This window comes from Candidatus Chlorobium masyuteum, from assembly GCF_011601315.1.
In the GTDB taxonomy this organism is placed as follows: Bacteria; Bacteroidota; Chlorobiia; order Chlorobiales; family Chlorobiaceae; genus Chlorobium; species Chlorobium masyuteum.
This window is the reverse complement of sequence record NZ_JAAORA010000004.1, coordinates 21,560-45,933: the sequence shown is the minus strand read 5'-3', so window position 1 is coordinate 45,933 and position 24,374 is coordinate 21,560. Positions and strand designations below refer to the sequence as shown.

At 48.5% G+C, this 24,374-nt stretch carries 30 protein-coding genes; 20 read left to right on the top strand and 10 right to left on the bottom strand.

Going from position 1 to position 24,374, the window contains the following annotated elements:
- Positions 1-22 precede the first annotated feature (22 nt).
- Complete coding sequence (locus tag G9409_RS08290; RefSeq protein ID WP_166808328.1) at positions 23-658, bottom strand: NYN domain-containing protein; 636 nt, start codon at positions 656-658, stop codon at positions 23-25.
- A gap of 383 nt (positions 659-1,041) precedes the next feature.
- Between G9409_RS08290 and G9409_RS08285 the strand changes: the two genes are divergently transcribed.
- The 12 genes from G9409_RS08285 to G9409_RS08230 all read left to right on the top strand — a co-directional run bounded on the left by G9409_RS08285 (position 1,042) and on the right by G9409_RS08230 (position 10,076).
- Positions 1,042-1,761 carry a hypothetical protein gene (locus G9409_RS08285; RefSeq protein ID WP_166808327.1) on the top strand — a complete coding sequence of 240 codons (720 nt, stop codon included), beginning with the start codon at positions 1,042-1,044 and terminating at the stop codon, positions 1,759-1,761.
- 143 nt (positions 1,762-1,904) lie between these two features.
- A complete protein-coding gene (locus tag G9409_RS08280; RefSeq protein WP_166808326.1) occupies positions 1,905-3,044 on the top strand; it encodes a P22 phage major capsid protein family protein in 1,140 nt (379 codons plus the stop codon).
- Positions 3,045-3,152: 108 nt separating this feature from the next.
- Positions 3,153-3,653: a hypothetical protein gene (locus G9409_RS08275; protein ID WP_166808325.1), complete on the top strand. Its 501-nt coding sequence runs from the start codon at positions 3,153-3,155 to the stop codon at positions 3,651-3,653.
- Between the two features lie 66 nt (positions 3,654-3,719).
- On the top strand, positions 3,720-4,367 hold the full coding sequence (locus tag G9409_RS08270) for a hypothetical protein (protein WP_166808324.1): 648 nt from the start codon (positions 3,720-3,722) through the stop codon (positions 4,365-4,367).
- Between the two features lie 7 nt (positions 4,368-4,374).
- Positions 4,375-4,722, top strand: coding sequence for a hypothetical protein (locus tag G9409_RS08265; RefSeq protein ID WP_166808323.1), 348 nt, complete (start codon positions 4,375-4,377; stop codon positions 4,720-4,722).
- Positions 4,719-4,943: a hypothetical protein gene (locus tag G9409_RS08260; protein WP_166808322.1), complete on the top strand. Its 225-nt coding sequence runs from the start codon at positions 4,719-4,721 to the stop codon at positions 4,941-4,943. The genes G9409_RS08265 and G9409_RS08260 overlap by 4 nt, the downstream gene beginning before the upstream one ends.
- Positions 4,940-5,797 (top strand): hypothetical protein, encoded by an 858-nt coding sequence (locus tag G9409_RS08255; protein ID WP_166808321.1) that lies wholly within the window; start codon positions 4,940-4,942, stop codon positions 5,795-5,797. Before G9409_RS08260 ends, G9409_RS08255 begins: the two co-directional genes overlap by 4 nt.
- Positions 5,798-5,843: 46 nt before the next feature.
- Entirely contained in the window at positions 5,844-6,065 is a 222-nt protein-coding gene (locus tag G9409_RS08250; protein ID WP_166808320.1) for a hypothetical protein, read from the top strand.
- Positions 6,066-6,078: 13 nt separating this feature from the next.
- Positions 6,079-6,873, top strand: coding sequence for a CHAP domain-containing protein (locus G9409_RS08245; protein WP_166808319.1), 795 nt, complete (start codon positions 6,079-6,081; stop codon positions 6,871-6,873).
- 2 nt (positions 6,874-6,875) lie between these two features.
- Positions 6,876-7,424 carry a hypothetical protein gene (locus tag G9409_RS08240; protein ID WP_166808318.1) on the top strand — a complete coding sequence of 183 codons (549 nt, stop codon included), beginning with the start codon at positions 6,876-6,878 and terminating at the stop codon, positions 7,422-7,424.
- Complete coding sequence (locus G9409_RS08235; protein ID WP_166808317.1) at positions 7,421-8,659, top strand: terminase large subunit domain-containing protein; 1,239 nt, start codon at positions 7,421-7,423, stop codon at positions 8,657-8,659. Before G9409_RS08240 ends, G9409_RS08235 begins: the two co-directional genes overlap by 4 nt.
- Before the next feature lie 31 nt (positions 8,660-8,690).
- The gene (locus tag G9409_RS08230) at positions 8,691-10,076 is read left to right on the top strand and encodes a phage portal protein (RefSeq protein ID WP_166808316.1); all 1,386 of its coding nucleotides are present in this window, start codon (positions 8,691-8,693) and stop codon (positions 10,074-10,076) included.
- 146 nt (positions 10,077-10,222) lie between these two features.
- Here G9409_RS08230 and G9409_RS08225 read toward each other — a convergent pair whose 3' ends face one another.
- The 3 genes from G9409_RS08225 to G9409_RS08215 form a co-directional block, all read right to left on the bottom strand.
- Positions 10,223-10,921, bottom strand: coding sequence for a hypothetical protein (locus G9409_RS08225; RefSeq protein WP_166808315.1), 699 nt, complete (start codon positions 10,919-10,921; stop codon positions 10,223-10,225).
- A gap of 122 nt (positions 10,922-11,043) precedes the next feature.
- Entirely contained in the window at positions 11,044-11,514 is a 471-nt protein-coding gene (locus G9409_RS08220) for a hypothetical protein (RefSeq protein WP_166808314.1), read from the bottom strand.
- The gene (locus G9409_RS08215; protein ID WP_166808313.1) at positions 11,507-12,313 is read right to left on the bottom strand and encodes a hypothetical protein; all 807 of its coding nucleotides are present in this window, start codon (positions 12,311-12,313) and stop codon (positions 11,507-11,509) included. The genes G9409_RS08220 and G9409_RS08215 overlap by 8 nt, the downstream gene beginning before the upstream one ends.
- Positions 12,314-13,261: 948 nt before the next feature.
- Between G9409_RS08215 and G9409_RS08210 the strand changes: the two genes are divergently transcribed.
- The 5 genes from G9409_RS08210 to ald all read left to right on the top strand — a co-directional run bounded on the left by G9409_RS08210 (position 13,262) and on the right by ald (position 18,246).
- Complete coding sequence (locus G9409_RS08210) at positions 13,262-13,789, top strand: transposase (protein WP_208019691.1); 528 nt, start codon at positions 13,262-13,264, stop codon at positions 13,787-13,789.
- Between the two features lie 69 nt (positions 13,790-13,858).
- Complete coding sequence (locus G9409_RS08205; RefSeq protein ID WP_166808311.1) at positions 13,859-14,524, top strand: class I SAM-dependent methyltransferase; 666 nt, start codon at positions 13,859-13,861, stop codon at positions 14,522-14,524.
- Between the two features lie 479 nt (positions 14,525-15,003).
- The gene (locus tag G9409_RS08200) at positions 15,004-16,140 is read left to right on the top strand and encodes a trans-sulfuration enzyme family protein (RefSeq protein ID WP_166808310.1); all 1,137 of its coding nucleotides are present in this window, start codon (positions 15,004-15,006) and stop codon (positions 16,138-16,140) included.
- A 115-nt stretch (positions 16,141-16,255) separates the two neighbouring features.
- A complete protein-coding gene (locus G9409_RS08195; protein ID WP_166808309.1) occupies positions 16,256-17,026 on the top strand; it encodes a M48 family metallopeptidase in 771 nt (256 codons plus the stop codon).
- Between the two features lie 116 nt (positions 17,027-17,142).
- Complete coding sequence (gene ald / locus G9409_RS08190; protein WP_166808308.1) at positions 17,143-18,246, top strand: alanine dehydrogenase; 1,104 nt, start codon at positions 17,143-17,145, stop codon at positions 18,244-18,246.
- Positions 18,247-18,266: 20 nt separating this feature from the next.
- On the opposite strand, the gene G9409_RS08185 is transcribed toward ald, so the two are convergent.
- The 4 genes from G9409_RS08185 to G9409_RS08170 form a co-directional block, all read right to left on the bottom strand.
- On the bottom strand, positions 18,267-18,710 hold the full coding sequence (locus G9409_RS08185; RefSeq protein ID WP_166808307.1) for a PPC domain-containing DNA-binding protein: 444 nt from the start codon (positions 18,708-18,710) through the stop codon (positions 18,267-18,269).
- Between the two features lie 158 nt (positions 18,711-18,868).
- A complete protein-coding gene (locus G9409_RS08180) occupies positions 18,869-19,255 on the bottom strand; it encodes a TspO/MBR family protein (protein WP_166808306.1) in 387 nt (128 codons plus the stop codon).
- 220 nt (positions 19,256-19,475) lie between these two features.
- A complete protein-coding gene (locus tag G9409_RS08175; RefSeq protein ID WP_166808305.1) occupies positions 19,476-19,784 on the bottom strand; it encodes a hypothetical protein in 309 nt (102 codons plus the stop codon).
- A 2-nt stretch (positions 19,785-19,786) separates the two neighbouring features.
- Positions 19,787-20,221: a thioredoxin domain-containing protein gene (locus G9409_RS08170; RefSeq protein WP_166808304.1), complete on the bottom strand. Its 435-nt coding sequence runs from the start codon at positions 20,219-20,221 to the stop codon at positions 19,787-19,789.
- Positions 20,222-20,378: 157 nt separating this feature from the next.
- Between G9409_RS08170 and G9409_RS08165 the strand changes: the two genes are divergently transcribed.
- On the top strand, positions 20,379-20,633 hold the full coding sequence (locus G9409_RS08165) for a hypothetical protein (protein ID WP_006367049.1): 255 nt from the start codon (positions 20,379-20,381) through the stop codon (positions 20,631-20,633).
- Between the two features lie 147 nt (positions 20,634-20,780).
- Here G9409_RS08165 and G9409_RS08160 read toward each other — a convergent pair whose 3' ends face one another.
- Entirely contained in the window at positions 20,781-22,493 is a 1,713-nt protein-coding gene (locus G9409_RS08160; protein ID WP_166808303.1) for a SulP family inorganic anion transporter, read from the bottom strand.
- Positions 22,494-22,802: 309 nt separating this feature from the next.
- Here G9409_RS08160 and G9409_RS08155 point away from each other — a divergent pair, with 309 nt between their 5' ends.
- Positions 22,803-23,399, top strand: coding sequence for a UPF0149 family protein (locus tag G9409_RS08155; protein WP_166808302.1), 597 nt, complete (start codon positions 22,803-22,805; stop codon positions 23,397-23,399).
- Between the two features lie 130 nt (positions 23,400-23,529).
- Positions 23,530-24,027, top strand: a complete 498-nt coding sequence (locus G9409_RS08150; protein ID WP_166808301.1) for a rubrerythrin family protein — start codon at positions 23,530-23,532, stop codon at positions 24,025-24,027.
- Between the two features lie 48 nt (positions 24,028-24,075).
- On the opposite strand, the gene G9409_RS08145 is transcribed toward G9409_RS08150, so the two are convergent.
- The gene (locus G9409_RS08145) at positions 24,076-24,363 is read right to left on the bottom strand and encodes a DUF6804 family protein (RefSeq protein ID WP_166808300.1); all 288 of its coding nucleotides are present in this window, start codon (positions 24,361-24,363) and stop codon (positions 24,076-24,078) included.
- Between the last annotated feature and the right edge of the window lie 11 nt (positions 24,364-24,374).

The window sequence follows — 24,374 nt, the reverse complement described above, 5'->3', positions numbered from 1 at the left end:
ATGCTTTCGTAAAGCTAATCGTTTACTGCCAGTCGGTTGGCTTTTGCAGAAGAAAACCATCTCGTTTTTTCACCGATTCACTGAACTGGCTCTCAACCAGTTTTTTTCGTCCTATCGTCATTGAACCTTTTGCAACCAATGCGACAGATTGATTATGCCGTTTTGGCGGAAATGCTACAAAGACCCTTTTCAAGGGAAATAGTTCATGAATTTGACGAATGGGAGGAACCAGATCACTATCGCCTGAAATCAGCATAGCCATATCGTACTGATTCTGATAGGCCCCTATCAGCATTTGAGTGGCAATATTGACATCGGTCATTTTTTCATTGTAGGAGGCCCAAATATTCCCGCAACGTTTGCATTCTATGGTGTTTCTCTGGTAGTGACCGTATAAGATGTGTACTCCTTCTGACTCAAGTGCTTCGATATATGTTGTTTGCCGTTTTTGCTTGTCAGGGTTGTCACTAACTCTGCTGGTAAAATATTTCACACAGACCAATTCCTGATTCGGCTTCAGCAGGTTTGTTGCCAATAGTTTCAGGTTTAACCATTTACAGTAGTCATACCCTGCTTCAAGCATGCCAAAATAGAGGTTAAAACCATCCACATAGACTTGCACCCTTTCTTTTACATGTTGAGTGTTTTCTTTATTCATAACTAACGATTATATTGAAGCCATAACATCACCAGAGATAGTATCTCCGGTCTGACGCCTTCACTTGTTGGGGGCGTTTCTTTTTTTATAGCCTACCTCTATCGATGATCTTTTCTGCAATAGTTGATCTTATCTCCCTTTACTCAGCTTAGAGTTTTATCTCTTTATTGAAGCTGCTGACAGAGAAAACAAAGAATTAATATACTCAAGCGCTTTGATTTACAGTGCTTCACCGGTTTATTTTTACCCAATAATTCACGCTGCTGCCTTGCATTTTCACGTCTTTTAATTTGATATTTCTTTCAAATTATTACTGCGTTTCAGTATATTTATTTGATAATTATATCAAATATTGAGTGGCGATAAATAAAACTGGAGCTGGTATGGCTATAACGAACGGTGAAAAGGAGAAGAAGGGTGACGAGCGGCAGCCGGGGAACACCGAGGGTGCCGGAAGCGAAGAACAATCGCAGGGCTCAGAGAAAAAAAACTATTCACAGACCGAGGTTGACGCCTTGATTAAAGGCAAACTGAAAGAGTTTGCCGATGTGAACGTTGAAGAGTACCGGACACTCAAAGAGGCCAAGGCGCAGCAGGAGCGCGAGGTGCTGGAGAAGAAGGGTGACTTTGAGAAGATTTTGGCACAGACGGTCAAAGAGAAGGATGAGGTGATTGGCCAGCGCGATAAAGATATTGCATCCCTTACCGAACAGTTACGAACCATCAGGGTTGACAATACCCTGCTTGCTGCGGCTTCGACATCCAAAGCCATCAACCCGGCTCAGATTGTAACACTGCTGAAGGGGAACGTTCACTATGACCAGAAAACCGATCAGGTTGAAGTCCGTGAAAATGGAGCGCCGATGTACAAGAGCGGCAAGCCGGTTACGGTTGAACAGTTTGTGCATGACTTTTTACAAGCAAACCCGCACCACCTCCCGGCTGGACCTTCGGGAAGTGGCGCGGGCGGTAGTACGACCGAAACAACCGGCGACGAATCGGCATTCAAGCTGAGCGTTGAGGATGCGAAGGACCCGGCAAAGTACCGGGCGGTGCGGGATGCGGCGGCGAAGGCGGGGAGGACCGTGGTGATTGAACGTTAACAGTGCAGGGTGCTGAGGGATGAGAAGAAGTAAGAGAGATTTCTCACCCGATTGCATCGGGATTCGAAATGACAGGAGAGTTACGATGAGTTGGATGAAGTGGGTTACGATTTTTATGAATGAAACGATGAGGAGCAAGTGAAATGGCTACGAATACGTTGGGAGTTTATGATCCCTATTTTTATGCGCAGGAGGGTTTAATTGCGCTTGAGGCAACGCTGGGCATGGCATCAAGGGTACACCGTGGCTATGACAAGGATGTGAAAGAGAAGGGCAAAAAAATTGAGATCAAAAGGCCGGGAACCTTTGAGGCTCAGGATGCGCCTTCCAATGACCAGAGTGTGGCAACCTCTTATGTGGAGATGTCGCTCGATTACTGGAAGGAGGTGAAGTTTTCGCTGACGGACAAGGAGCTGACCTTTACCGGTGAGCAGATTATCACAGACCATATCCGCCCGGCAGTATATGCCATTGCCAAGGATATTGATTTGAAGCTGAACGGACTTGCCGGTTATGTACCGTGGTATGTGGATGCGCAGGCCACAACGGCGGTGGATGATTTGACCTCCGTTGGGCAGGTGATGTTTGATAACCGGGTGCCGATGGATGACGGGCAGCTCTATCTGGAGGTTGGCTCGACCATGCGGGCTGGATTTCAGAAGCTGTTTGCCAATAACAACCTTGCCGGTGTTGCGGCTCAGGAGGTACTGAAAACCGGGTTTATCGGAAACTGGCTCGGCTTTGAGATTTTCGGAAACCAGAATGTAGGCTCGCATGTAAAGGGTACGGCTTCGACGGGGACGCTCGCCGTTAACGGCGCGTTTCTGAAGGAAGCAACCTTTATCAACCTTGATGCGGCAACAGTAACCGGCACGCTGTTGTTTGGCGATACGTTTGCGATTGCAGGCGACACGCAGCGCTATGCGGTGGTGAACAGCACTCCGGTGACGGCATCGGGGAATGCGTTTACGGGTGTGCAAATCTACCCTCCACTGGCTCAGGATGTTGCTGATAATGCAGTGGTGACGGTGAGCCTGAGCAACCATACCGAAAATATGGCTTTTCACAAGAATGCGTTTGCGCTTGCCATGGCGCCCCTGTCGGACATTGGCGAGAAGCTTGGCAATGCGAAGGTTGCAAGCGTTGTGGATGAGAAGAGCGGGCTTGCGATGCGCTCTCGAATCTGGTATGCACCGGACTCTTCGAATGTGAAGGTGGCCCTTGATGTGCTGTATGCGGTGAAGTGCCTTGACCCGAACCTGGCTTGCAAGCTGAGGAAATAAGTGCTTGGCGCTGAGGAAGATTTTGAAGCCCGAAAGGCACGAAAAGGCACGAAAGGAAGAGAAGATGATGATGATTGAGATGGCTGGGGGATGAAGAGGAGATGAGCGATGATTTTTAGTGATGACAGTGACCTTCAGCGGATTCAGCCCTATGTGTTTGAGCATGGGGTTGACTCTTTTACGGAGTACCACGAGCAGGCGGCGGCGGATGTGATTGCCGATTTGCGCCTGCGGTGGTGGCCGAACCTCCGCACTCCCTACCCGTATGGTGGTATTGGTTCGCTGTTGGTTGACGGCTCTTCAGAGTACGGGCTATACGCCGGAGTGACTCCCGTCTGGAACAACTACCCTGATTTTGATTCGGAAAAACTGAACCCGGTGCAGTGGGTTCCGGCGAGCACAACCCGGGTGCTGGGGTGGTACGTTTTGCCCCGGCTGGCGGCTTCGGTTGGCGGCTCGGGGCTGGTTGAGATGATGCGGTTTTACCGGGGTGAGTATGAACGGGAGTTTTTGAAGACGCTGACTATAGGCGTGGAGTATGATACGGGATACGGGTTTGTGCGGGTGGATATGCGGCCGGTGAGTGAGCGGCAGAGGCTGAGAAGATGACAAGAGAAAGGTATGATACCGTTTAATGAGAAGTTGACTCAGTTACCGGCGCGGGGGTGGAACGCCATGGGCCAAGCAGTTGACCGGGACAGGTGGCGGAACAGGGATTATCCGCACCAGATGATGGGGTTGCATTACAAAATTCTTGAACCGGGAAGCCGGACTCTGGAATTGAGTGGTACGGCGGGAATTGTGACGTTGAACTGGGGGCGCGGCATGGCTTATCAGGTCCGGTTTGAAGGCGTTACAAAACGGTGTGCAACAGTCTATCCGGTTGCCGGACGGTTTGACCTGGTATTAAAGGGTGATGTACAGTTGATGACGGAGTTCAACACCCTTGGTGACGGGACGCTTTATGGTTCGATCACTGGTTTGAGCTCTTTGACCGCTCTGCAGAAGCTTGACTTGAGCAACAGCATGGTAGATGGTGATGTCTCTTCTCTTCCGGCATCGTTGCAGGAGATTCGCCTTGCCGGAACCGGTATTGCCTGCGAAGTCGATTTTGTGCCTGAGTGGCCGGATGGTGTGGTGATTGTCCTTTCGGACACTTCACTCCCGGATGCTGATGTCAACCGATTTATCCGGAACCTTGCCGGATCGGCGATTGATAACGGGAACCTGAATATCGGCGGGAGTAACGGGAACGTGACTCCGGAGAATCTGGTGTTTGTGGCTCAACTTGAGAGCCGGGGCTGGGTAGTGAACCATAATTGATGGAATTATGAGCACGAATACGGCTTATCTGCCGGGGAAATATAACACAGGTATTGTAAGGGGAGATTACTTCTCTGAGCAGTTCGGCTTTACGGTTGATGGCGTTCCGCTTGACCTTGCTGATGCAACAGCCCGCATACAGATTCGCAAGCGTGACGGGAGCTTGCTTGGGGAGTTTACCCTTGATGCCGGGCTTGAGATTGCGGATGCTGTGCTGATATGGTCAATCCCATCTTTGGAAACGACCAGCTATACCCCCGGCACCTACCAGTATGATATTGAGGTGACGATAAACAGTGAACCAAGAACCTATGTGGCCGGGACGTTTACCGTGGCCAAGGATCAGACGCGATGAGCAGCACGGTTGTGATTGTGGTTACAACGGCACCTGCTGTTGTGGTTGAAGCAGCTCCACGGGGCGCGCCGGGCCCGGCAGGGAGCAATGTAAGTGTGACTTCGGCGAATGTGATCAATGCGCTTGGATTTACTCCAGCCAAACAGAAAGGAAGTGCTACGGATTACGGAGGGGCAAAGTTTTCTTTGACGGGAACAACGCTGACGATTACCACAACATGACTTTGAGCTATAACGGGACAGACGTAACGGCTGCAACCTTCAATGGCACGGTGTTGACCAGTATAGCCTGCAATGGGACTGTTGTCTGGAGTGGACGGGTGACGATTGCCATTGTCTTGTCGGCTGACACATTGAATTATGATCTGATAAATCAGGTAGGCTCAACCTATATCGCTGGCAAGAGTGACATTACGGTGACGGTTAATAGTGGTGTTGTTGTAGGCAGCAATTCGGCAAGCAGCCCGGCAATGCGGATAAGGGATTTTGTGACGGGTGATACCGTAACGCTTGTCAATAATGGCACTATCGCGGGTGCTGGCGGCGCGGGAGGCTCAGCCGCCGGAGGGGGTGGCGGCGGTGGCGCGGGAAGAACCCCCGGCGTTGGCGGGCTTTCGTCGAGCACGGTGCTTATGAACTCGATTTACCTGACCGGTGAACCCGGTCAATTGTTGACTGGTGGATACTTTGCCGAAGGCGACAGTACGCTTAAATGGAGATTTCAGGGCAATACATCGCAAGGCGGAGTAGGGGGAAATGGAGGCCCGGCGCTCATAGTGAGTTCAAACACAACAATTCAGAACAACGGAACAATCGGCGGCGGTGGCGGTGGTGGCGGCAGCGGAGGATTCTATGCCGAGCAAAATCCTGATGATGGCAATTGGTGGATGCTGAATGCCTATCCGGGAGGATATGGCGGAGACCTTGGCAATGACGGCGAGACAGGGAGTGGTTATGACTATGCTGAGTTAGGAGATTGCACTGGAGGAATGGGAGGAAGCGCTGGCGCGGCAGTTACAGGAAATAGTTATCTCACCTGGGGTACTTATGGGACCATCTGTGGAGTGGTTCTCTGATATGCAAATACAGAGCGTTCTTATCAAGAGAAAATGAGAAAGCACTATGGCTAATGATGATTTTTGCTGCTCTCACATTATTGAGCAGGGCGAAAAAATAGTTGCGCTTGCAGACAGGCAAACCAAAACGGAGAAAGCCGTGAATAAGATTTTTGACCGGATGGAAAGCAACCGCAGATGGCAAATCGGCCTCATTCTGACGGCTCTTGGCCTGCTGGTGGAGGGTATCGGGCTTATTGTTGCAATTGTCCATTATGCTAAACCCTAAACGGAGGAGTGAGATGAACTATCCCGGAAGCATCATTAAACTCGGCGAGATCAATGGCGTCATTATGAAGGCGGTGAAGCAGCGACTGAATGAGCTGCTCGCTGCTGAAACTGACGATTCAATCCGCCTTGACACGGACGATCCGATTTTTGGAAGCAAAACCGTTGAAGCAGTTATGCTGTTTCAGGCGCGCAATGTGGATGCTGCCGGGCGCCCGCTCGTTCAGGATGGCGAGATTGGGCCGCTGACCTGGCATGCCCTTTTTTATGATGATGAGCATGACGGCGCCGGTGCTCCACCTTCGCGCTTTTTGGCGAGTGTTGTTGCGGTTGCGGCGTGCGAAGTGGTTAAAAATGTTCGTGAACAGCCTCGCAACTCGAACAGAGGCCCGGAGGTTGAGGCTTATTTGAAGAGTGTTAATGTGCCGCCCGGTTATTCGTGGTGCTGTGCGTTTGTGCATTGGTGCTTTGACGGAGCAGCGCGGTTGGCGGGGAGAGAAAACCCGATGCCGAAAACTGGCGGGTGCCTTGACCACTGGAACAGGTGCCAGGAGGCCGGGGCGGCAAGGATCAATGCTTATGATGCGCGCAATAATCCCTCGCTGGTGATGCCCGGCATGGTTTTCATTATGGATCATGGATCCGGACTTGGCCATACGGGTATTATTGAAAGCATCAACGGCGGGTTGCTGCATACCATTGAGGGGAATACCGATGCAAGCAAGACGCGCGAAGGGGGCGGAGTGTACCGGCTGGTTCGCAAGGTGAAGGAGGTCAACAAGGGCTTTATTGATTATACCAATGCGTAGCGATGAACATTCTGAAAAAGATACTTGGCAGTGCTGCTCCGGTTTTGGCGACAGCGCTTGGCGGCCCGCTTGCGGGAAGTGCCGTGAAGTTTTTGGCCGGGAAGGTGCTTGGCAGTGAAGGTGGAACAGAAGAGGAGCTGGCGAAGCGGATTGAAAAGTGGACTCCCGAAGAGCGGCTTGCGTTGCAGAAGCTTGATAATGAGTATAACCTGCAGATGTTGCAGCAGGGTATTAATGTGTTTGAGCTTGAGATCAAGGATCGGCAGGGCGCGCGCGATATGGCCGTTGAGGCAAAGAACCTGTGGCCTCAGATTGCGCTTGCGGTGATTTACAACCTGGGCTTTTTCGGGGTGCTGTTGACCTTGATTGCATCGATGGGGAACAGAGTGCAGATTAATAGTTCGATCAAGGATACCCTGATTTTTCTCCTTGGCGTTATGGCAAGCGAGTTGAAGAATGTGAATGCGTTCTGGGTGGGATCGAGCTATGGTTCCAAAGAGAAGAATGATCAGCAGTTTGCCGCGCTCATGCAACAGCAGAGCCGGGGATGAAGTTCGTCATTGACAAGAGGCGGATGCTGCAACATCAGCGGGAGTTTTGGGAGCTGCCGAATTTTATCAAGCTGCTGGTTGGCGGGTATGGGTGCGGCAAAACAAGGATTGGGGCGTTGCGCTCAATCTGGTGCTCCTATATAAATGCTCCTGTTCCCCATTTGTATGTATCTCCTTCGTACAAGCAGGCGCGCAAGACGGTGATTATTTCGATTTCGGAGCTACTTGATGCGGCTGGTGCGCGGTATACCTACCACAAGACGAACCATGAGTTTTTTATCAAGAACTGGAATGGCAATATCTGGATTGGATCAGGTGATCATCCTGATTCGCTGAAGGGGCCGAACCTTGGGAGTGCGGGGATTGATGAGCCGTTTTTGATGAAGGAGGTGGTGTTTGATAATGTGTTGTCGCGGTTGCGCCATCCGGCGGCGAAGCACAGGGAGCTGTTTTTGACGGGGACGCCGGAGCAGTTGAATTGGGGGTATGATGTTGCGCGGAACCTGGATGGGCAGTATGACCTGGGGGTTGTGGTTGGGCGGACGGCTGATAATGTGCATTTGCCAACTCAGTTTGTGACGATGCTGGAGAAGGCGTTTGATGAGCAGCAGCGGCGCGCTTATATGAATGGTGAGTTTTTGAACCTTACGGCGGGCCGGGTGTACAAGTATTTTGACCGGTTGCGGCACTGCGGAGGCCGGACGGTGCCGGAGGGGTGCGAAATTATGGCGGGCATTGATTTTAATGTGGATTACATGACGGCGGTGGTGTTTACCGTTCTTGATGAGCGTCATATTCACTGCTTTTATGAAATCCGGCTGCAGGACGCTTCGACCTATGATTTGGCGGATGTGCTGTATGAGCGATATCCGGGTATAACGGTGTTTCCGGACCCGGCAGGACGGGCGCGCAAGAGTTCATCTGACAAGACGGATTTTACGATTCTGAAGGATAAAGGGTTTAATGTTGTGGCGCGCCCGGCTCATCCGCCGGTGAAGAGCAGAGTGAATGCGGTGAACAAGTTGCTGCGTGAGGGGCTCTTGACGGTGGAGAATTGCCCTTGTCTGGTGCGTGACCTGGAACAGGTGGCTTGGAAAAATGGTGAGATTGACAAGTTGACGCGACCGGAGCTGACGCATGCTTCGGATGCGATCGGGTATCCGGTTGAGAAGTTGTTTCCGGTTCGTTTGCCTCAACGGAGTTATAAGGGGCAGCCGGAACATTGGAGGGTGTGAATCAATGGAGAGTTGACGAGGAGATGATGATATGGCAAAGAGTGGAAAGCGGGCGGAGCTGGAGCAGGTTCATGATGTGTATCGGGAGAATCTGAAGGAGTGGGAGTTTTTTGGCCGGGCTTATAGGGGCGGACGGAGCTGGCAGGAGGCAGAGTTGTTGTACCGGTATCATGAGGAGCGGCGGGTTTCGTATGCGGAGCGGTTGCGGCAGACTCCGATGGATAATCATTGCAAGAGTGTGGTGCATACCTATTCGGGCTTTATTTGGCGTGAACCGCCGAAGCGGAGCTTTGGATCTCTTGAAAATAACCGCGCCTTGCTGGCGATGGCGGTGAATGCTGACAAGCAGGAGTGCTCGCTCAATGAGTTTATGAAATCATCTCAGGAGTGGGCTTCGGTGTTTGGGGTGTGCTGGATTGTGATGGATAAGCCTGCGGCGAAAGTGCGCACAAAGGCTGATGAGATTGAGCGCGATGTGCGGCCGTATTTGCGCCTCTATTTTCCGGAGCATGTGCTTGACTGGGATTTTACGGAGAATCCCTTCGGGAAACTTGAATTGAGCTACCTGAAGGTGCGGGAGGGTTTGAAGAGCGCGGGTGATTACCGGTACCGGATATGGACACCAAAGAGCGTTGAGGTGTGGCGCGCCACAAGGCGGGAGGAGCCGGTGCTGGAGTCAACAATGGTGAATCCGATTGGTGTTGTGCCTGCTGTGCCGCATTACAACACAAAGCCGCTGATGCCAGGGCTGGCAATCAGTGATTTGCAGGATGTGGCGCGGGTGCAGATGAGCCTGTATAATGACCTTTCAGAGCTTTCGCAGATGATTCGGAGTTCGAATCATAAGACGCTGGTGAAGAATGCAAAGGATGATGCAAGTACCGGTGCAGGCGGTGTGATTGTGATGGATGAGGATACCTTGCCTGCAAAGAAGCCTTATCTCTTGCAGGCAGATGCTGATGCCCTTGCCGGGCTGCTCGATGCGATGGAGCGGAAGGTTGAGATGATTAACCGGATGGCACATTTAACGCCGTTAAGGCAGTACAGAACGCAGATTTCTTCGGCAGTGGCCATTGAAACGGAGTTTCAGATTCTGAATACGCTGCTGGCACAAAAGGCGGCTCAGCTTGAGTTGACAGAGAACCGGCTGTTCAGAATTTTCTGCCGGTGGGAAGGAACTGATTTTGAACAGGCAAAGATCGAGATTATTTACCCGGTACGATTTGAGCTGCGTGACCGGGGCGCTGACCTGGAGTATTTGACGAAGGCGAAGGCTGTGGCGGAGAAAATTGCATCACCGACGTTACGGCTTGAGATTGACCGGCAGTTGGCGCGGTTGGTTCTGGAGCGCGATGATGTGCTGGAGGTGGTTGAAAGGGAGTTGCGGGGGAGTGGCGGTTCTGAAAGCGGAGGGTGAGGGATGCTTTTTGGGTGGATGGGAAAAATGAGAAGGGGCAGCGGTAACGATAATTTGACGTCCCCTGCCCAGGCGCCGGAGCTTTGTATGGTGGGCCGTGTGCGACGGGACAAAGCCTTGGCAGTTTATGCAATGTTACCGGTATTTTATTTCATTTTTCTAATGAATAAAGTATTTACAAAATATATTTCTGTTGCCTCTTCGAAAAAAGTCCCTAAATGATATTTATAAGTTTCGTCAATACCAATTTCAAAATTTATATTTTTCCCATTTGGTTTAAGCTGCATCCCAAAATAAAATATTTCTACTATTTTTTCAATCACATTCATTGGTGATTTTACATCGTTTATTTGCTTGTGAGTGGAAAGTGGTTTGCCATTATAACTGAAATGCTTTAAACAATGGAATAATCCGCCAACAAAATCATTTTTCACGCTATTTATTTGCTTGTACTCTCTAAATAAATCTATTCTTAAAACATTCTCTAAAATTTCACCCCCCTTAATTTCCACAACATAACAAAACTGTTCATTTTTTAAAACTTCACTAAATTTATCTATGTCCCACCACGGTTCTATGTTGTAAATCGCTTCTAACACATCTTTAGAATTTCCAGTGCCAAAATTTTTAGGAAATTTGTTGTTCGCCATAACTAAGACGCTTTTTATAATTACCTTAAAAATGTTTGACTGTACTAATACAAATGTTCTTTCTCTTATTTGTAAAATAATATAATTAGAATATGGTACACCTGCAACTGCATGATATTTCCCCTCAACCTTTTTTAATAAAACAGCCTTCTTTTCTACAGCTTCGCGTACCATTCTTAATTGTTGAAAGTTCATGGGCTCGTGCTTTAAATTACCAATAACGACCCAGTGATAGATATAGTGGCGGCTTATAGAAAGCTTTTTTTATAACCAACGAACAACTAACCATGAGTTTTAGCGTGTGGTAGAGGTAGTGCTTATTTAATCGACTTTCCTGATTTGATTACGAATTTTGAAAATGTAATAAATAGAATCAAAAATGAAATTAACGACAAAATCGAAAAGTATAATGCAGTTGATTTTAAGATTTCTATTGTAGTTATTTTGTTTTTAAATATTGTAATTGTTGTTGCAATATAATTTTCAGGAAATAGGTTAAGAAATATTATTAAGCTTATTGTAGCAATAAAAAGCATCATTGAAACTCTAAACTTATCTACAAGCTCGTGAAGTAAAGTTTTAGAATTATCTTTTTTGCTTTCTTGGTCATAAAGATTTTTAGAAAAAGGTGACGTTGCAATAATTGATAATGCAGTAATTGTAAAGCCTGTAGTTGTAGATAAAAATGTAGCAACAACGTCAAATGCTTTGTTATTAATGTTGGTCATTAAAGAAAAAATTAATATGACAACAATTGAAAAAGCTATTAAAAGAATCTTTTTAAGCATTTTCTTTTTTAATTTTACTGATTAATTTATTGTAAACATCTGCTGCCGTAAACATTTCATCTTCATCTACAAGTGCTTCAATATCTATTTTTCTTGAAAACCCTTCTGTGTTAAATAGCATTCCTAAATTATTTTCATCTTTCCCTGAAATTACGATATTTTTTAAAAAATTTTTTTGCTTAAAAATAGATTTAACTTTTTCTATTAAGTAATCTGATGTCATTCTGTTATTATACGCTAAACTTAATGTTGCTACACTGGCTTCATAACCATTAATTTCTTCTGATAAAGTTTTGCTTAATAATCCCGATTCACTAAATAGCTCTGGCACTGCAGAAATTTTTATATTATCAAGACTTTTGAGTATTGCTATAAATTGCTTTTCATCATAAATTTCTTTTATAGTTATTGATGATGTTTTGATGTGCTCTTTGAATAAGTCTATTAATGCAGATCTTTTTTTAGAATTACTAATCCATAAAAAGCTAGTTTTAAAATCTACAATTGCAAATGTTTGTCTTGGTTCAACTTGATTTTTCTTTCTTGGATTTGGTTCTTCTTCTTTCGTATCAAAATTAAATACATTTGGATTTCTTGGTCCAACTGTTCCTTCTCCAAAATTTATTTTCAGATAATTATCTTCGTATTCAATATTAAATATTTGAACTTTACTTTCATCATTAGTAGTGTAAGGGCCAGCTTGAAGATGTTCTTGAAAGCTATCAATTAATAGTTTTTCATTGTTTAGATAAAGAAAAACCCCACTAAATATTAAAGGCTTTGTGCTTACTTTCTTCATTTGCTTGATAAGTTATTATTTCGAATCTAAACGTTTTTGTGCGATTTTTGTCGCATTATCTCTAACTTGTATATACCCTTGAAAACATCATCTTTTTAGAGCAAATCAAGTCGTATAGGCCTAACTGTCGTCAGATATAATTTTGCAAAAAACCGCCGTACTTGGCTTATATACACCTAACATTGTTTAGGCTGGTCTGTCTAATGCTGAAAAAGCAGACTGTTCCGTTCCGTGCAAGTACGCAAATGCTTGATAATTTCAGCTCTGGTTCATCCTTCAACAAGTTTGGACAGTAGCTCTCGTTTGCGTTCTTACCAAGATATTGCTGAAACAAGAGAATAGGAAAGGATCAGCGAAAGAAATACAGTTATTTATATTCATAATGCCGGATTTTGTACGTCGAAGAGGTAGTGGGCGAGGGTGAAGCCCTTGGTGCGGTCGGCATGGGTGGCTAGTTTTTTCGAGGATGGTGGATAGGGGATCGGGAGGTGGTTGAGCGTATATGCCCCATCTTTGACTCCAACATCTTAGGGAGACAATTCGTTAATAATTTTGGGTACAGATTTAGGTATAACATTATTGAACGGTCTTTAAACGGCTTATCAATGAAAGGTGTTCGGCTCCCGCCATCTCCACCATAAGCCCGAACCGACAAACCGGTTCGGGCTTTTTTGTTTTGCACAAAGCGTAATCCTGTTGTATTTTTATTGGTTTCTCCATAAAAAACAAGCCGAACCAAACAATTATGGTGCAGGAGCAGTGTATTCTCTGGGAATGTAGAGTCCCAGTCCGGGAACGCCGAGCTCCAGCTCGGCCATGTAGAAAAGCATGATAGATAGGGATAGTGGAAACTCTCTCTCATGGGAACGATCTTCCTTGGAGTGGTACTCTCGCGGCTACCTTCCGCATTGCGATCGTATAGGTTTGCTTCAGTCAATCACCTTTCGTTTGGCTGATAGTCTTCCACAAGAGGTGTTAAAGCAGTTTGAACTCGAGATAGCTTCTGTAGCGGAAGATCGGCGAGAGCGGTGCCGCCGGAAATTGATAGAAAAATATATGGATTCGGGCATGGGTTGTTGTGCATTACAACATCCTGTGGTAGCAGATGTTGTACAGAACTCCTTTTTTGCATTTGATGGTGTGAAATATCCTTTAATTGCCTGGTGTATAATGCCGAACCATGTGCATATTCTTATTGAGCCTTTGATTGAGTTGGGAAAGATTGTGCAGTCATGGAAATCCTTTACAGGGCGCTGGGTGATGAAACATAATGCCGAGCTGGAGCTCGGCGTTCCCGGCAAAAGACTTTGGATGCGTGAATATTGGGATCGTTATATCCGCAATGAAGGACATTTGCAAACAGTGATTGAGTATATTCACCAAAACCCGGTGAAGGCACATTTGTGTCAATTTCCCGAAACATGGAGATGGAGCAGTGCCTATCCGGGAGCGCCGAGCTTCATCTCTGCACAGTAGGATATTGCCCATCAGCCCTGTTTTTTTGTGTAACGGGGATGTGGTACATTTCAGGGAAAGGAGAGGGCAATGGAAGAGTATGATCAATTTGCCAAAGAGTATGCTTCGGGCACAGAGGATCTGGAGCAGAAGACCCGGAGGGAGTTCTACTCCCGGCTGCCTGAGCTGAAGGGGAGGGTGCTTCTTGATGTCGGATGCGGCTGTGGTCATGACGGGGCATACTATGCCTCACAGGGGGCGGTTGTTTATGGTATGGATGTTTCGGAAAAAGAGATTGCGATGGCCCAGGAGAGAGGGTGCGGAGAGTTTGTGACAGCCGCAATGGAGTCACTCCCTTACGGAAATGAGCTATTCGATGTGGTGACCAGCCTCTATGCCATCCAGCATACGGATGATGTGCCGCACTCGATTCTTGAGATGATTCGTGTAGCCAAGCCCGGGGGGACCATTGCCATTCTGGCCAAGCACCCCTTTCGCAATCTGCTTGAGAGTTATGTCAATGACGGGGTATCGGACTATTATGCCAAACGAAAGGTTACCTCATACATTTTCAACAAGTCCATAAAACTTATCGAGAACGGCCATACCATGATGGACTATCTCGATCCGGAGGTACTGCAATCAGTCTCGCTTGAGCTGCTTGAAGAGAGAACCGATTTTCCCGCCAGCGACCAGGTTGTTGCGGGCCTGACCTATCCGACCTACATGATGCTGAAATACCGGAAGCTCGGATGAGATGGAGGGGTGCTGTGTGCTGATGATAATATGGTGGACCGGTTTGTATTTTTGTTGCTGAAATCTTACCTTAACGATTGTTACAGTGTTCTTCACACCATTGCTGGTCATCAAGAAAGGCTGAGGGAATAGACCCTGCGAAGCCTTGACAACCGATCCCGTTCACAGCGGGACACGGTGCCACATTCTACTTCTGCGCTCTATGCACTCCGACGCAATCGGAATGAAGCGGAAGAACGATGCGTGAAAACGATGCTTTACGGAGCGGTTTTTCAAAACAGGTATCCCAAGGGTACCAGCGGGCACCTCCATCATGGTCAAGAGCGGTTTTTCTTCAGCTCCGGAGGAGCGACATATTGGTAGTACAGGGGAGAACCCCGGAAAATAAATCACCTCTTCCATCATCAGGGAAGGGGTTTTTTTGTTTTATCATTACTTTCAAGTTCACATCAACCATTAATTTACGAGCGAGTTTATCAATGAGTTTTCAGACTGACACGATCCATGCAGGAGTTGGGCCTGACAAGGCATACGGCGCCATTATGACCCCGATCTACCAGAGCTCGACCTTTGTGTTTGAGGATATCGGCAAACACCGGGGATTCGATTACACCCGGAGCGGCAACCCGACACGCAAGGCGCTCGAAGACAACCTCTGCGCGCTTGAAGGGTGTTCATTCGCTGTTGCGGTGACGACCGGTATGGCGGCCATTACCTCAACGCTCAGCATCTTCAAATCCGGAGATGAGATTATCTGTACTGATGACTGTTATGGCGGTACCTCCCGTCTCATGACAACGGTCGAAGAGCATTTCGGTATCAAGGTGCACTTTGTGAATCTGCAGGAGGCAGCCAATCTCGAACATTACGTCAATGAGAGAACAAAAGCGGTGTGGGTCGAGACCCCTTCAAATCCGCTTCTGAATCTGGTTGATATTCATGCGGTTGCCCTGCTGGCAAAGACCCACGGGCTGCTCACCATTGTTGATAACACCTTTCTCTCGCCATACGGTCAGAAACCCTTCGAGCTTGGAGCTGATATTGTGGTGCACTCTACCACCAAGTATCTCAACGGCCACTCCGATGTGGTTGGAGGAGCCGTGCTCTCCAATAGTGAAGACCTTGATGCCCGCCTGAAGTTTATTGTCAATGCGCTCGGAACCTGCGCGCAGCCGTTCGACTGCTGGCTGGTGCTTCGCGGGATCAAAACCCTTGTTGTTCGTATGAGGGAGCATGAGAAGAACGCCCTTGCCGTAGCGGAATTTCTTGAGAAGCACCCGAAGGTCAAGCGGGTTTTCTACCCGGGTCTTCCTGCCCATCCACAGCATGAGCTTGCCAGATTGCAGCAGAAGAGTTTTGGCGGTATGGTCTCTTTTGAGCTTGAAGGCAAGATCGAAGATGTCAACCGGGTGCTGACGGGTACAAAGCTTTTTTCGCTTGCCGAAAGTCTCGGTGGTGTTGAGTCACTGATTGAGCATCCGGCTACCATGAGTCATGCTTCAATGGATTATGATCACCGACAGGCAGCGGGAATTACCGATACCATTATCAGGCTCTCAATCGGCATTGAAGATTGCGATGACCTTATTGCCGATCTGCAGAGTGCACTTGGCTGAAATGCACCTGAAGGTGATTTTTTGCTGCTGTTCACTACATTAAGGCATGAATGTTCATTCCGGCAGATGAAGAAGCGCGATTTCATCTGCCGGAAATATTTTACCGGAATTCAGCATGCCCTTCCCGTTTTTTACGAATAACACTCCTTCTGCGGCCAGTGCGCCCTTTCCCTACACGCTGAAGGTGAGTGCAAGAGCCAAGTCTGCGCGACTGAAAATGACGCCGCATGGCGGCCTTGTGGTAGTGGTTCCTCCGGGATTCGATAAAAAACAGATTGCAACGCTGCTGCTGCACCATGAGGCGTGGATAAAAAAAGTTTCGGCCCGATTTGATGCCCATCGCCCTGATCCTCTCCCTTCAAGTGCCGGGGGATTACCCTGTACCATTGATTTCCCGGGGTTTGCTGAATCGTGGAGCGTGGTCTACAACGATAGAGGAAGCGGAGAGGTTGAGCTGATTGAAGAGCTGGACCGTACGCTCCTTGTTTCAGGTGATGTTGCCGATAAAGCGCTTACGCAAAAACTGCTCTCTCTCTGGTTGAAAAAGCGGGCTCAGGTGCACCTGCTTCCTGCGCTTGAAAAACTTGCTGCCGCCCATGGATTCAGCTACACTTCTGCCGGTGTTCGCCTGCAGCACTCACGGTGGGGAAGCTGCTCATCGCGCCGCACGATAACCCTGAACAGCAAGCTGCTCTTTCTGCCCGACTATCTTGTCCGCTACATTATGGTGCATGAGCTTTGTCACACGGTGCAGATGAATCACTCCAGAGCGTTCTGGTCGCTGGTTCATCAGCATGACCCGTTGTGCCAGAGCAACAACAGGGAGATGAAGACGGCATGGAAGTATGTCCCCGTCTGGGTGGGGAGCGGGGCTCATCACAATTAATAGTGCTGCCCGGCAGGCTTGAAGCTGGTTGTTCATGCTTTTCTGAGAGGGTAAATTCGTAGATTGTTTTTCTATGACGCTCAGCGTCTCCTTTATTTACCTGTAAAAGCCAAGCCATGAATATCGGAATTCCTGTTGAACGAAAATCCGGAGAGAACAGGGTCGCCTGCACCCCTTCCGGAGTTCGTAATCTTGTTTCTGCCGGCCACCGTGTTGTGGTTGAAGCAGGTGCAGGGCTCGGAAGCGGCTTCAGTGACGATAAGTACCGTCGTGCCGGAGCACAGCTCACCGCTTCGACCGAAAAGGTGTGGAAGAGTGATATGGTGGTGAAGGTCAAGGAGCCCCTTGAAGAGGAGTACCGTTTTTTCCGGGAGGAACTCACGCTTTTTACCTTTCTGCACCTTGCAGGGGTGCCGGATTTGGCAGAGAAGCTGCTTGATTCCGGCGTGACCGCACTTGCCTATGAGACGGTTGAGGAGAATGGACGCCGACCACTGCTTGCACCCATGAGTGAAATTGCAGGGAAGATGAGTGTTCTTATGGGAGCATACTATCTCAGCCGTCATCATGGCGGGAACGGGAAGCTGATCGGCGGAGTTCCGGGTGTTCTGCCCGGCAGGGTTGCCATACTCGGCGGAGGGCTGGCCGGTATGCATGCCGCAAAGGTCGCGGCCGCGCTTGGCGCAGATGTCACCGTGCTTGAAGTCGATCAGGAGCGCATGCGCTATCTGGAAACGTCACTTCCTTCCCAGGTGCATACGCTCTACTCAACCGAGCAGCATATTGAGGAGCAGCTTGAAATGGTTGATCTCCTGATCGGCGCGGTTCTTGTTCCCGGAGCGGTAGCACCGAAACTCGTCAGCCGCTCAATGCTGAAGAAAATGAAGCAGGGAGCAGTGCTTGTCGATATAGCTGTTGATCAGGGCGGATGTATTGAAACCACCAGACCGACAACCCATGAATCACCTGTTTTTGTGGATGAGGGGGTTGTACATTACTGTGTGGCCAATATGCCTGCTGCCTACCCGCAAACATCAACGGAGGCACTCACCGGAGCCACCCTTCCCTATGTCAGAAGAATTGCTGATCTCGGCCTGGAGAGTGCCATGGTCATGATGCCGGGTCTCTCATCGGGACTGAACATCTGGAACGGCAGGGTGACCCATGAAGCGCTTGCCCGATCACTCGGAAAACCCTTTCATGAGAATCCGTTTGCCTGACAGGGTGCGTTTTTTTCGAGTCAGGGAACAAGCAGCTTGAATCCGGAGTGCGGGTCAAGTTGACGGATCGCACTGTTTTCGAGCAGCTCAGTCAGAACGATCTCCATGACCAGCCACACCTTCACGCCCTTGCGAATACAACCGGTAACGGTATTTTCCTCACGACCGCACGCCATATGCATATGGAGCACCGGATTGCCCTCATCATCGGGAAAAATGGTTCCTGTTCCGGTAATTTCATGAGCATCATAGAGTTCATGAGTCATCGGAGTGACCGGATGTGAGCGGCTCTCATCAGGGCCGACGACAAGCAGACTGCCCTTGTCGGCTCCGCCGATGGCAATAAGCGATGCCCTCGCGATAGCGTGATCTCTTACAAACTGCTCAAGTTTCTCATGTACGATTTCGCCATCCTCAAGTCTTATGATAAAGGTCCTGCCCTGCCGAGCCTCTGAATATTTCATGTCCTCAAGGTTATATTTTAAGGCTTCCTGATTGAGCGCTTCGTATGCTTCATGGTTACAGTCAATGTAGCAAAACCAGATAATGCATACCAAGGCTTTTTAGCTCCAGAGACGTGTGATAGTGAGCGATCGATACCGATGGAGCTGGAAGAGGCGTTCTACCGGTTAAGCCTGTAGATGTGCCAGTTCAGATAGGTAGCAAAGAGCCCCCAGCCGAGGTAGGGGAGCAGGAGAAGAGCTGCTGGCGTGCTTGCCTGCAGAAAAAGCAGAATGATTGCAACAAGGGTGATGTCGATGAAGAGGAGGTCAAACAAAGCGAGCAGTATTTTTTTTCGGGAGAAAAAAATTCCCGTCCAGTTAAAGGCGGCGGTAAAATGGATGATGAGCAGCGTGATCGTGGTGTAGAGATGAGGGTGCGAAGGAGCAATAAAGTAGAGTGAAAAGGCTCCGAAAATGAGGATGTATATCGCAATCCAGACCGGCCAGAAAAACTTGTTCGGCGGGGTCAGGTGAGGCTTTTTTAACCCTTCATACCATGTACTCATGATTGTTCTCTTCTCCGTTCATACATCAGCAAAAATCCGTTCCTGATATGTTGAATACAGAAGAAATAACCGGTTTTCCCTCTCTATTGGTTCCCTGCGTGCTTGTGGCCAGGAGTCCCGGTTTAAGGTCTGTGTCATCCCGAACGTCAGAGAGGGATCTCTCATCTGACTGCATCAGATTCGGGATGACACAGCCTGGAAGTTTGCGGATGGTTTACGATCAGTTATCGAAAAACTCGATCTGCACGTTTTCATTCTCCTGCTCGGTCAGGTTGTAGCAACCTTTTTTATTGATTGCCAGACCCAATCTGTCTGCAGCAGGGATGATACTCTGTTCAATGCTGTCAGCCTCTTTTTTCGGGAAATTCCGGTTAAAGAAGAGGTTCAGAGCCGGTCCGGTATTTTCAAACTGAAGCAGAAATCCGTTGTGATTGACAAAAACCAGATCTTCGTAGGCGTAGGTTACCTCATGGCCGAGCTCTTCGAGAAGCTGTATGACGGTTCCAAGTGGTCGTAATGATGTTTCCATAGTTACTCCTTATTTGTGCATGAATAGTTGTTGTTGTGAGGGCATGAGTTCATGTCGCTCAAATCTTCTGATTGTTCATCCTGCTCCACCAGGTTTATCAGCTTTTTCAGCTCTTCAATGTCGAATCCCTGAAGGGAGCAAGTGCCGATTTTCATCAGAGGCCGTTTTATGAAGAGCGGCTCCCTGATCATGAGCGCAATTGCCTCCTCTCTGCTGAACAGATGAGGGTTTATTGCTCCTGACTTTACCTTGGGCGCCGCCATATTGAACCATTCGGCTACAGGCTTCTCTCCGAGATAGTGCTCAAGCTCCGTTTTCGACCAGGGGTGTTCAAGCAGATTAACGGCTTCAACAAGGTGCCCTGACTGCTTCAGCAGCAATTTTTGCCGGGTATTGTTCTGGCACCCCGGCTTTTCGTAAAAGAGTATGGTTGCCATGATCCCGGTTTTATTGATTCCTCAGGTCGTTCACTACTGCTTAATTAAGGAAAAAATAATAAAAAAACTAAATAAATAACATTAAATACTTATTATTGGTATATAAGTAAGGCGTTATTGTGTTATTTCAATAATAAATTAAAAATTGAGAGGAGCTATGGCTGAAAGTAACCTGCAGGCATGGGAAAAAGTTCTGGAATACTCTTCGGTTCCGTTGCATGGCACCATGTCAAGAAAAATCCGCAAAGGGGTCAAGCTGCAAATTAACGAAGGAGCTATCTATGAAGATGCGGTACTCTTTATCAGTGATCTTTTTCTCCGCATTACCGGTGAGGAGGGAGGGGTGAGCGTGAACACCTATTACGATATGAAGGCGGTTTCGAGTATTCGTACCTACAGCAGCAAGGAGTAGGCAGGGGTAAACATTTTTCGCCCTTTCGGGGGAATGGGATGTTGGAGGGGATTACGTTTTCTGTCATCCCGAACGTCAGAGAGGGATCTCTCACCTGATTGCATCAGATTCGAGATGACCAGGGAGTAGCGGCAAGGTGATAAGCCACTACTCCCTGGTCATCTCCCTCTGCACCGTGGGGACAAAGTTCAGTTGGCGTCCCTGTTTCGGCAGCCCGAGAATCTCCCGTGCATGGTCGAGAGCGTCATCAATATTGCCGAAAATGTTCTCTTCACCGATCTCGTCGTAGAGTCCGTATTGCTGAAGGGCAAAGAGCGGCTGGGCATGAACACCCGAGAGTATCAGCCGGGTTGAGCTCTTGTTGCTGTCCTTGAGCAGTTCCCGCATCATATTCAGGCCTGTTGCATCAATCGAGAGCACCTTGCGCATTCTGATGATGCGTATTTTCGGTGCCTTTTCTACAATATGCATGGCGTCCCTGAACTTGGTTGCCGCACCGAAGAAGAATGGCCCGCTGATTTCAAAAACTTCAACCCCTTCGGGCACTCTCCGGGTTACGATGGTGTTGGGATCCTCCTCTTCATCCCTGTCTTTCAGCTCTCCGGTCATCATACCTACATTTGAGAGTTCGGCCATGCGCTGCATAAAGAGGATAACCGAGAGCAGCATGCCGATCTCTATAGCGACCGTCAGATCAAAAACAACGGTCAGGCCGAAGGTGGTAAGCAAGACGCTGACATCGCTTTTCGGGCTTTTGAGCAGTTGACGGAATACCTTGATTTCGCTCATGTTCCAGGCAACAATTATGAGGATTGCTGCAAGTGCGGGCATCGGGATGAGCTTTGCCCACTTTCCGAAAAGTACCATGATTAACAGAAGCGTCACGGCATGAACAATACCGGACAGAGGGGTTCTTCCCCCGTTCTTTACGTTGGTCGCCGTTCTGGCAATTGCTCCGGTTACCGGGAGTCCGCCGAACAGCGGGGTAATGATATTTGCCACGCCCTGAGCAATAAGCTCCATATTTGACTTGTGTTTGCCGCCGATCATACCATCGGCCACAACAGCCGACAGGAGTGCTTCAATTGCTCCAAGCAGGGCAATGGTGGTTGCCGGCATAAGCAGTTTGCGGATAGTGGCAAAATCGAATATGGGAAGTACCGGTGAGGGAATCATGGAGGGAATCTCTCCGAAACGGCTTTCGATGGTGGCTACACCGAGGTGAAACTGCTGCACAATAACCGTCGTGACAACAAGAGCGACCAGTGATCCCGGAATCTTGTGCGAAAGTTTCGGCCAGAACATAATGATGAAGAGCGCCAGGAGGCCGATCAACAGGCTTGGCAGGTCAATGGTCTCTATGTTGAGTGCAAAGGCGCTCCACTTGCCGATAAAGTCAGGGGGAACAGTGTCGATTGAAAGGCCGAGAAACTCCTTGACCTGGCTGGAAAAAATAATGACGGCAATGCCGCTGGTAAAGCCGACAATCACCGGATAGGGGATGAATTTGATGAGCGAACCGAACTGGGCAAAACCCATGATCATCAGGATAACACCGGCCATCATGGTTGCAAGCAGAAGGCCGTTAAGGCCGTACTCCTGCACAATTCCGAAAAGAATGACAATAAAAGCACCGGTCGGTCCTCCAATCTGTACCCGGCTTCCTCCGAGAAAGGAGACAAGAAATCCGCCGATAACAGCACTGATGAGCCCTTTTTCCGGTGAAACTCCGGATGCGATGGCAAAGGCGATTGCCAGCGGGAGAGCAACAATACCGACAAGTACACCGGAAATAACATCCTTTCCTATCCGCTCAGGGGTGAGCTCATGTAAAATCGTGAAAAGTTTTGGTTTGAACATGGTGGGCTTCAGACATAATGAACCGGGCAGCAGTTATTTCGTATTGCTTTCTATATAAGATTTTTGGACTGGTTTATCAATACACGCTCATATTCCGATAAAGAGCCTGATGCCTGCCGGGTCAGTGCTGCGGGCTCAACTGCTGCTGAAACGAAGCTTTATATACGGTTTTTATCCTTTTTCAGTTGCTCTTTGACTTGATATTCCATAAAATAAAAGGTGACGGTATGGTTTTCTTTCCTTCTCATTCCCTATTATGGCTTTAGGTAACCGTTCCGATCATTTTTTAACGTGAATCTATACCAATTTATGAAACCATCCGAACCGCTTCAGCAGCCGCTTACGCATGAAGAACTTGGCCTCCTTGAGGGCTTTCTTCTCTCTGATTCGACACCCGACGAGAGTCTCTCTTCAATCGAGATGCTTGACGGCTATATGACAGCACTGATTGTCGGCCCCGAAGAGATTGACCCAGAACTCTGGATGCCCTTTATCTGGGACCAGGAAAATGATGCCGCCCCCGTTTTTTCATCGGAGGAGGAAGAGAAGATGATCAGGGAGCTGCTGGTTCGCCATATGAACTCCATTGCCATACAGTTCAATGAGGCCGCAGAGGAGTATCTGCCGCTCTTTGAACAGTACACCTACAATGATGAAGAGGAGAAAAATATAGCCATTGAAGACTGGGCACTCGGCTTTACAGTCGGTATGGAGTTGAAGCATGAGTCATGGGCACCTCTCCTGCTCGACGAAGAGAGTGCCATGCTGGTACTGCCGATGTTTGTTCTCGGAAAAATAACGGACGATTTTGACAACCTCCCCGAAGAAGAGATTCTCGATCTGATCAATCTGCTTCCCGGCTTTGTTATTAAAATCTACCACTACTGGAAGGAGCCCTCTCTGTAAACTCAGCTCAGAAACGGTAATTCAGCTTTATTAACCGATCTCTGCCCTTTGAACATTGAGGAATCATTACGACTGTTTTCCCGTTGATGCTTGAGCACATGATGAAATAAAAAAAGGAGAAACAATACCCATGGCTACAACAAAAGATAATCTGAAAGAGGCCTTTGCCGGTGAGAGTCAGGCAAATCAGAAGTATCGTGCTTTTGCAAAAGAGGCCGATAAAGCAGGTTTCAGCAACATCGCAAAACTGTTCCGCACCACCGCCCAGGCTGAGCTGATCCATGCAGAAGGGCATCTGGAGGCTCTTGGAGGTATAGGTACGACTGCTGAAAATCTGCAGGCTGCCATCAGCGGCGAAACCTTTGAGCATACCGAGATGTATCCGCCGATGCTTGCACAGGCTGAAGCCGACAATCATCCGGCAAAAAAGATGTTTGCCTATGCCATGAAGGCCGAGCGGCAGCATGCCGAGCTCTACAAAAAAGCTCTCGAAGCGGTAAAAAGCGGCAAGGATATCACGGCTACCGAGGTCTGGCTCTGTCCATACTGCGGTCACATAGAACTTGGTACTCCGCCCGAGAATTGTCCGATCTGCGGTGCGAAGGCCTCAGCCTACGTGCAGGTCTGAAGTTCTCTTTATAACTATCCGGGGCGGTTATTTCTGACCGCCTTTTTTTTATTCTGCAATGCTCTTTTTTGTTGCAAGCAGGAGTATGGCTGCAGCAGGATAGATTCCAATCCAGAACTCCCGTGGAAGGTTGATCTCCATGATCGGGTTAAACAGAATGGCCAGCACTCCGTAGGTCAGTGGCAGCAGAGGTGTTGTCTTGCCAAAGTTGGTGTAGGCCCCCCAGCCAAAGGTGCCGAAGGCCACAATGTTTAAAAACTCAAAGAAGAGAGGGGGGAGCGGCAGCACGCCGAAGAAGAGCAGAGCTGCGGTAATGTAGACGACTTGGACAGGCATAACTGCTTATG

What these genes read in the sequence shown, in the direction of transcription:
- G9409_RS08150 (WP_166808301.1), top strand. Translation starts at nt 23,530, where the DNA reads ATGGCTACAACAAAAGATAATCTGAAAGAGGCCTTTGCCGGTGAGAGT.
- G9409_RS08165 (WP_006367049.1), top strand. Translation starts at nt 20,379, where the DNA reads ATGGCTGAAAGTAACCTGCAGGCATGGGAAAAAGTTCTGGAATACTCT.
- G9409_RS08265 (WP_166808323.1), top strand. Translation starts at nt 4,375, where the DNA reads ATGAGCACGAATACGGCTTATCTGCCGGGGAAATATAACACAGGTATT.
- G9409_RS08220 (WP_166808314.1), bottom strand. Translation starts at nt 11,514, where the DNA reads ATGCTTAAAAAGATTCTTTTAATAGCTTTTTCAATTGTTGTCATATTA.
- G9409_RS08250 (WP_166808320.1), top strand. Translation starts at nt 5,844, where the DNA reads ATGGCTAATGATGATTTTTGCTGCTCTCACATTATTGAGCAGGGCGAA.
- G9409_RS08240 (WP_166808318.1), top strand. Translation starts at nt 6,876, where the DNA reads ATGAACATTCTGAAAAAGATACTTGGCAGTGCTGCTCCGGTTTTGGCG.
- G9409_RS08225 (WP_166808315.1), bottom strand. Translation starts at nt 10,921, where the DNA reads ATGAACTTTCAACAATTAAGAATGGTACGCGAAGCTGTAGAAAAGAAG.
- G9409_RS08180 (WP_166808306.1), bottom strand. Translation starts at nt 19,255, where the DNA reads ATGAGTACATGGTATGAAGGGTTAAAAAAGCCTCACCTGACCCCGCCG.
- G9409_RS08280 (WP_166808326.1), top strand. Translation starts at nt 1,905, where the DNA reads ATGGCTACGAATACGTTGGGAGTTTATGATCCCTATTTTTATGCGCAG.
- G9409_RS08205 (WP_166808311.1), top strand. Translation starts at nt 13,859, where the DNA reads ATGGAAGAGTATGATCAATTTGCCAAAGAGTATGCTTCGGGCACAGAG.
- G9409_RS08200 (WP_166808310.1), top strand. Translation starts at nt 15,004, where the DNA reads ATGAGTTTTCAGACTGACACGATCCATGCAGGAGTTGGGCCTGACAAG.
- G9409_RS08195 (WP_166808309.1), top strand. Translation starts at nt 16,256, where the DNA reads ATGCCCTTCCCGTTTTTTACGAATAACACTCCTTCTGCGGCCAGTGCG.
- G9409_RS08260 (WP_166808322.1), top strand. Translation starts at nt 4,719, where the DNA reads ATGAGCAGCACGGTTGTGATTGTGGTTACAACGGCACCTGCTGTTGTG.
- G9409_RS08255 (WP_166808321.1), top strand. Translation starts at nt 4,940, where the DNA reads ATGACTTTGAGCTATAACGGGACAGACGTAACGGCTGCAACCTTCAAT.
- G9409_RS08290 (WP_166808328.1), bottom strand. Translation starts at nt 658, where the DNA reads ATGAATAAAGAAAACACTCAACATGTAAAAGAAAGGGTGCAAGTCTAT.
- G9409_RS08245 (WP_166808319.1), top strand. Translation starts at nt 6,079, where the DNA reads ATGAACTATCCCGGAAGCATCATTAAACTCGGCGAGATCAATGGCGTC.
- G9409_RS08275 (WP_166808325.1), top strand. Translation starts at nt 3,153, where the DNA reads ATGATTTTTAGTGATGACAGTGACCTTCAGCGGATTCAGCCCTATGTG.
- G9409_RS08160 (WP_166808303.1), bottom strand. Translation starts at nt 22,493, where the DNA reads ATGTTCAAACCAAAACTTTTCACGATTTTACATGAGCTCACCCCTGAG.
- G9409_RS08170 (WP_166808304.1), bottom strand. Translation starts at nt 20,221, where the DNA reads ATGGCAACCATACTCTTTTACGAAAAGCCGGGGTGCCAGAACAATACC.
- G9409_RS08215 (WP_166808313.1), bottom strand. Translation starts at nt 12,313, where the DNA reads ATGAAGAAAGTAAGCACAAAGCCTTTAATATTTAGTGGGGTTTTTCTT.
- G9409_RS08285 (WP_166808327.1), top strand. Translation starts at nt 1,042, where the DNA reads ATGGCTATAACGAACGGTGAAAAGGAGAAGAAGGGTGACGAGCGGCAG.
- G9409_RS08145 (WP_166808300.1), bottom strand. Translation starts at nt 24,363, where the DNA reads ATGCCTGTCCAAGTCGTCTACATTACCGCAGCTCTGCTCTTCTTCGGC.
- G9409_RS08270 (WP_166808324.1), top strand. Translation starts at nt 3,720, where the DNA reads ATGGGCCAAGCAGTTGACCGGGACAGGTGGCGGAACAGGGATTATCCG.
- ald (WP_166808308.1), top strand. Translation starts at nt 17,143, where the DNA reads ATGAATATCGGAATTCCTGTTGAACGAAAATCCGGAGAGAACAGGGTC.
- G9409_RS08155 (WP_166808302.1), top strand. Translation starts at nt 22,803, where the DNA reads ATGAAACCATCCGAACCGCTTCAGCAGCCGCTTACGCATGAAGAACTT.
- G9409_RS08185 (WP_166808307.1), bottom strand. Translation starts at nt 18,710, where the DNA reads ATGAAATATTCAGAGGCTCGGCAGGGCAGGACCTTTATCATAAGACTT.
- G9409_RS08175 (WP_166808305.1), bottom strand. Translation starts at nt 19,784, where the DNA reads ATGGAAACATCATTACGACCACTTGGAACCGTCATACAGCTTCTCGAA.
- G9409_RS08230 (WP_166808316.1), top strand. Translation starts at nt 8,691, where the DNA reads ATGGCAAAGAGTGGAAAGCGGGCGGAGCTGGAGCAGGTTCATGATGTG.
- G9409_RS08235 (WP_166808317.1), top strand. Translation starts at nt 7,421, where the DNA reads ATGAAGTTCGTCATTGACAAGAGGCGGATGCTGCAACATCAGCGGGAG.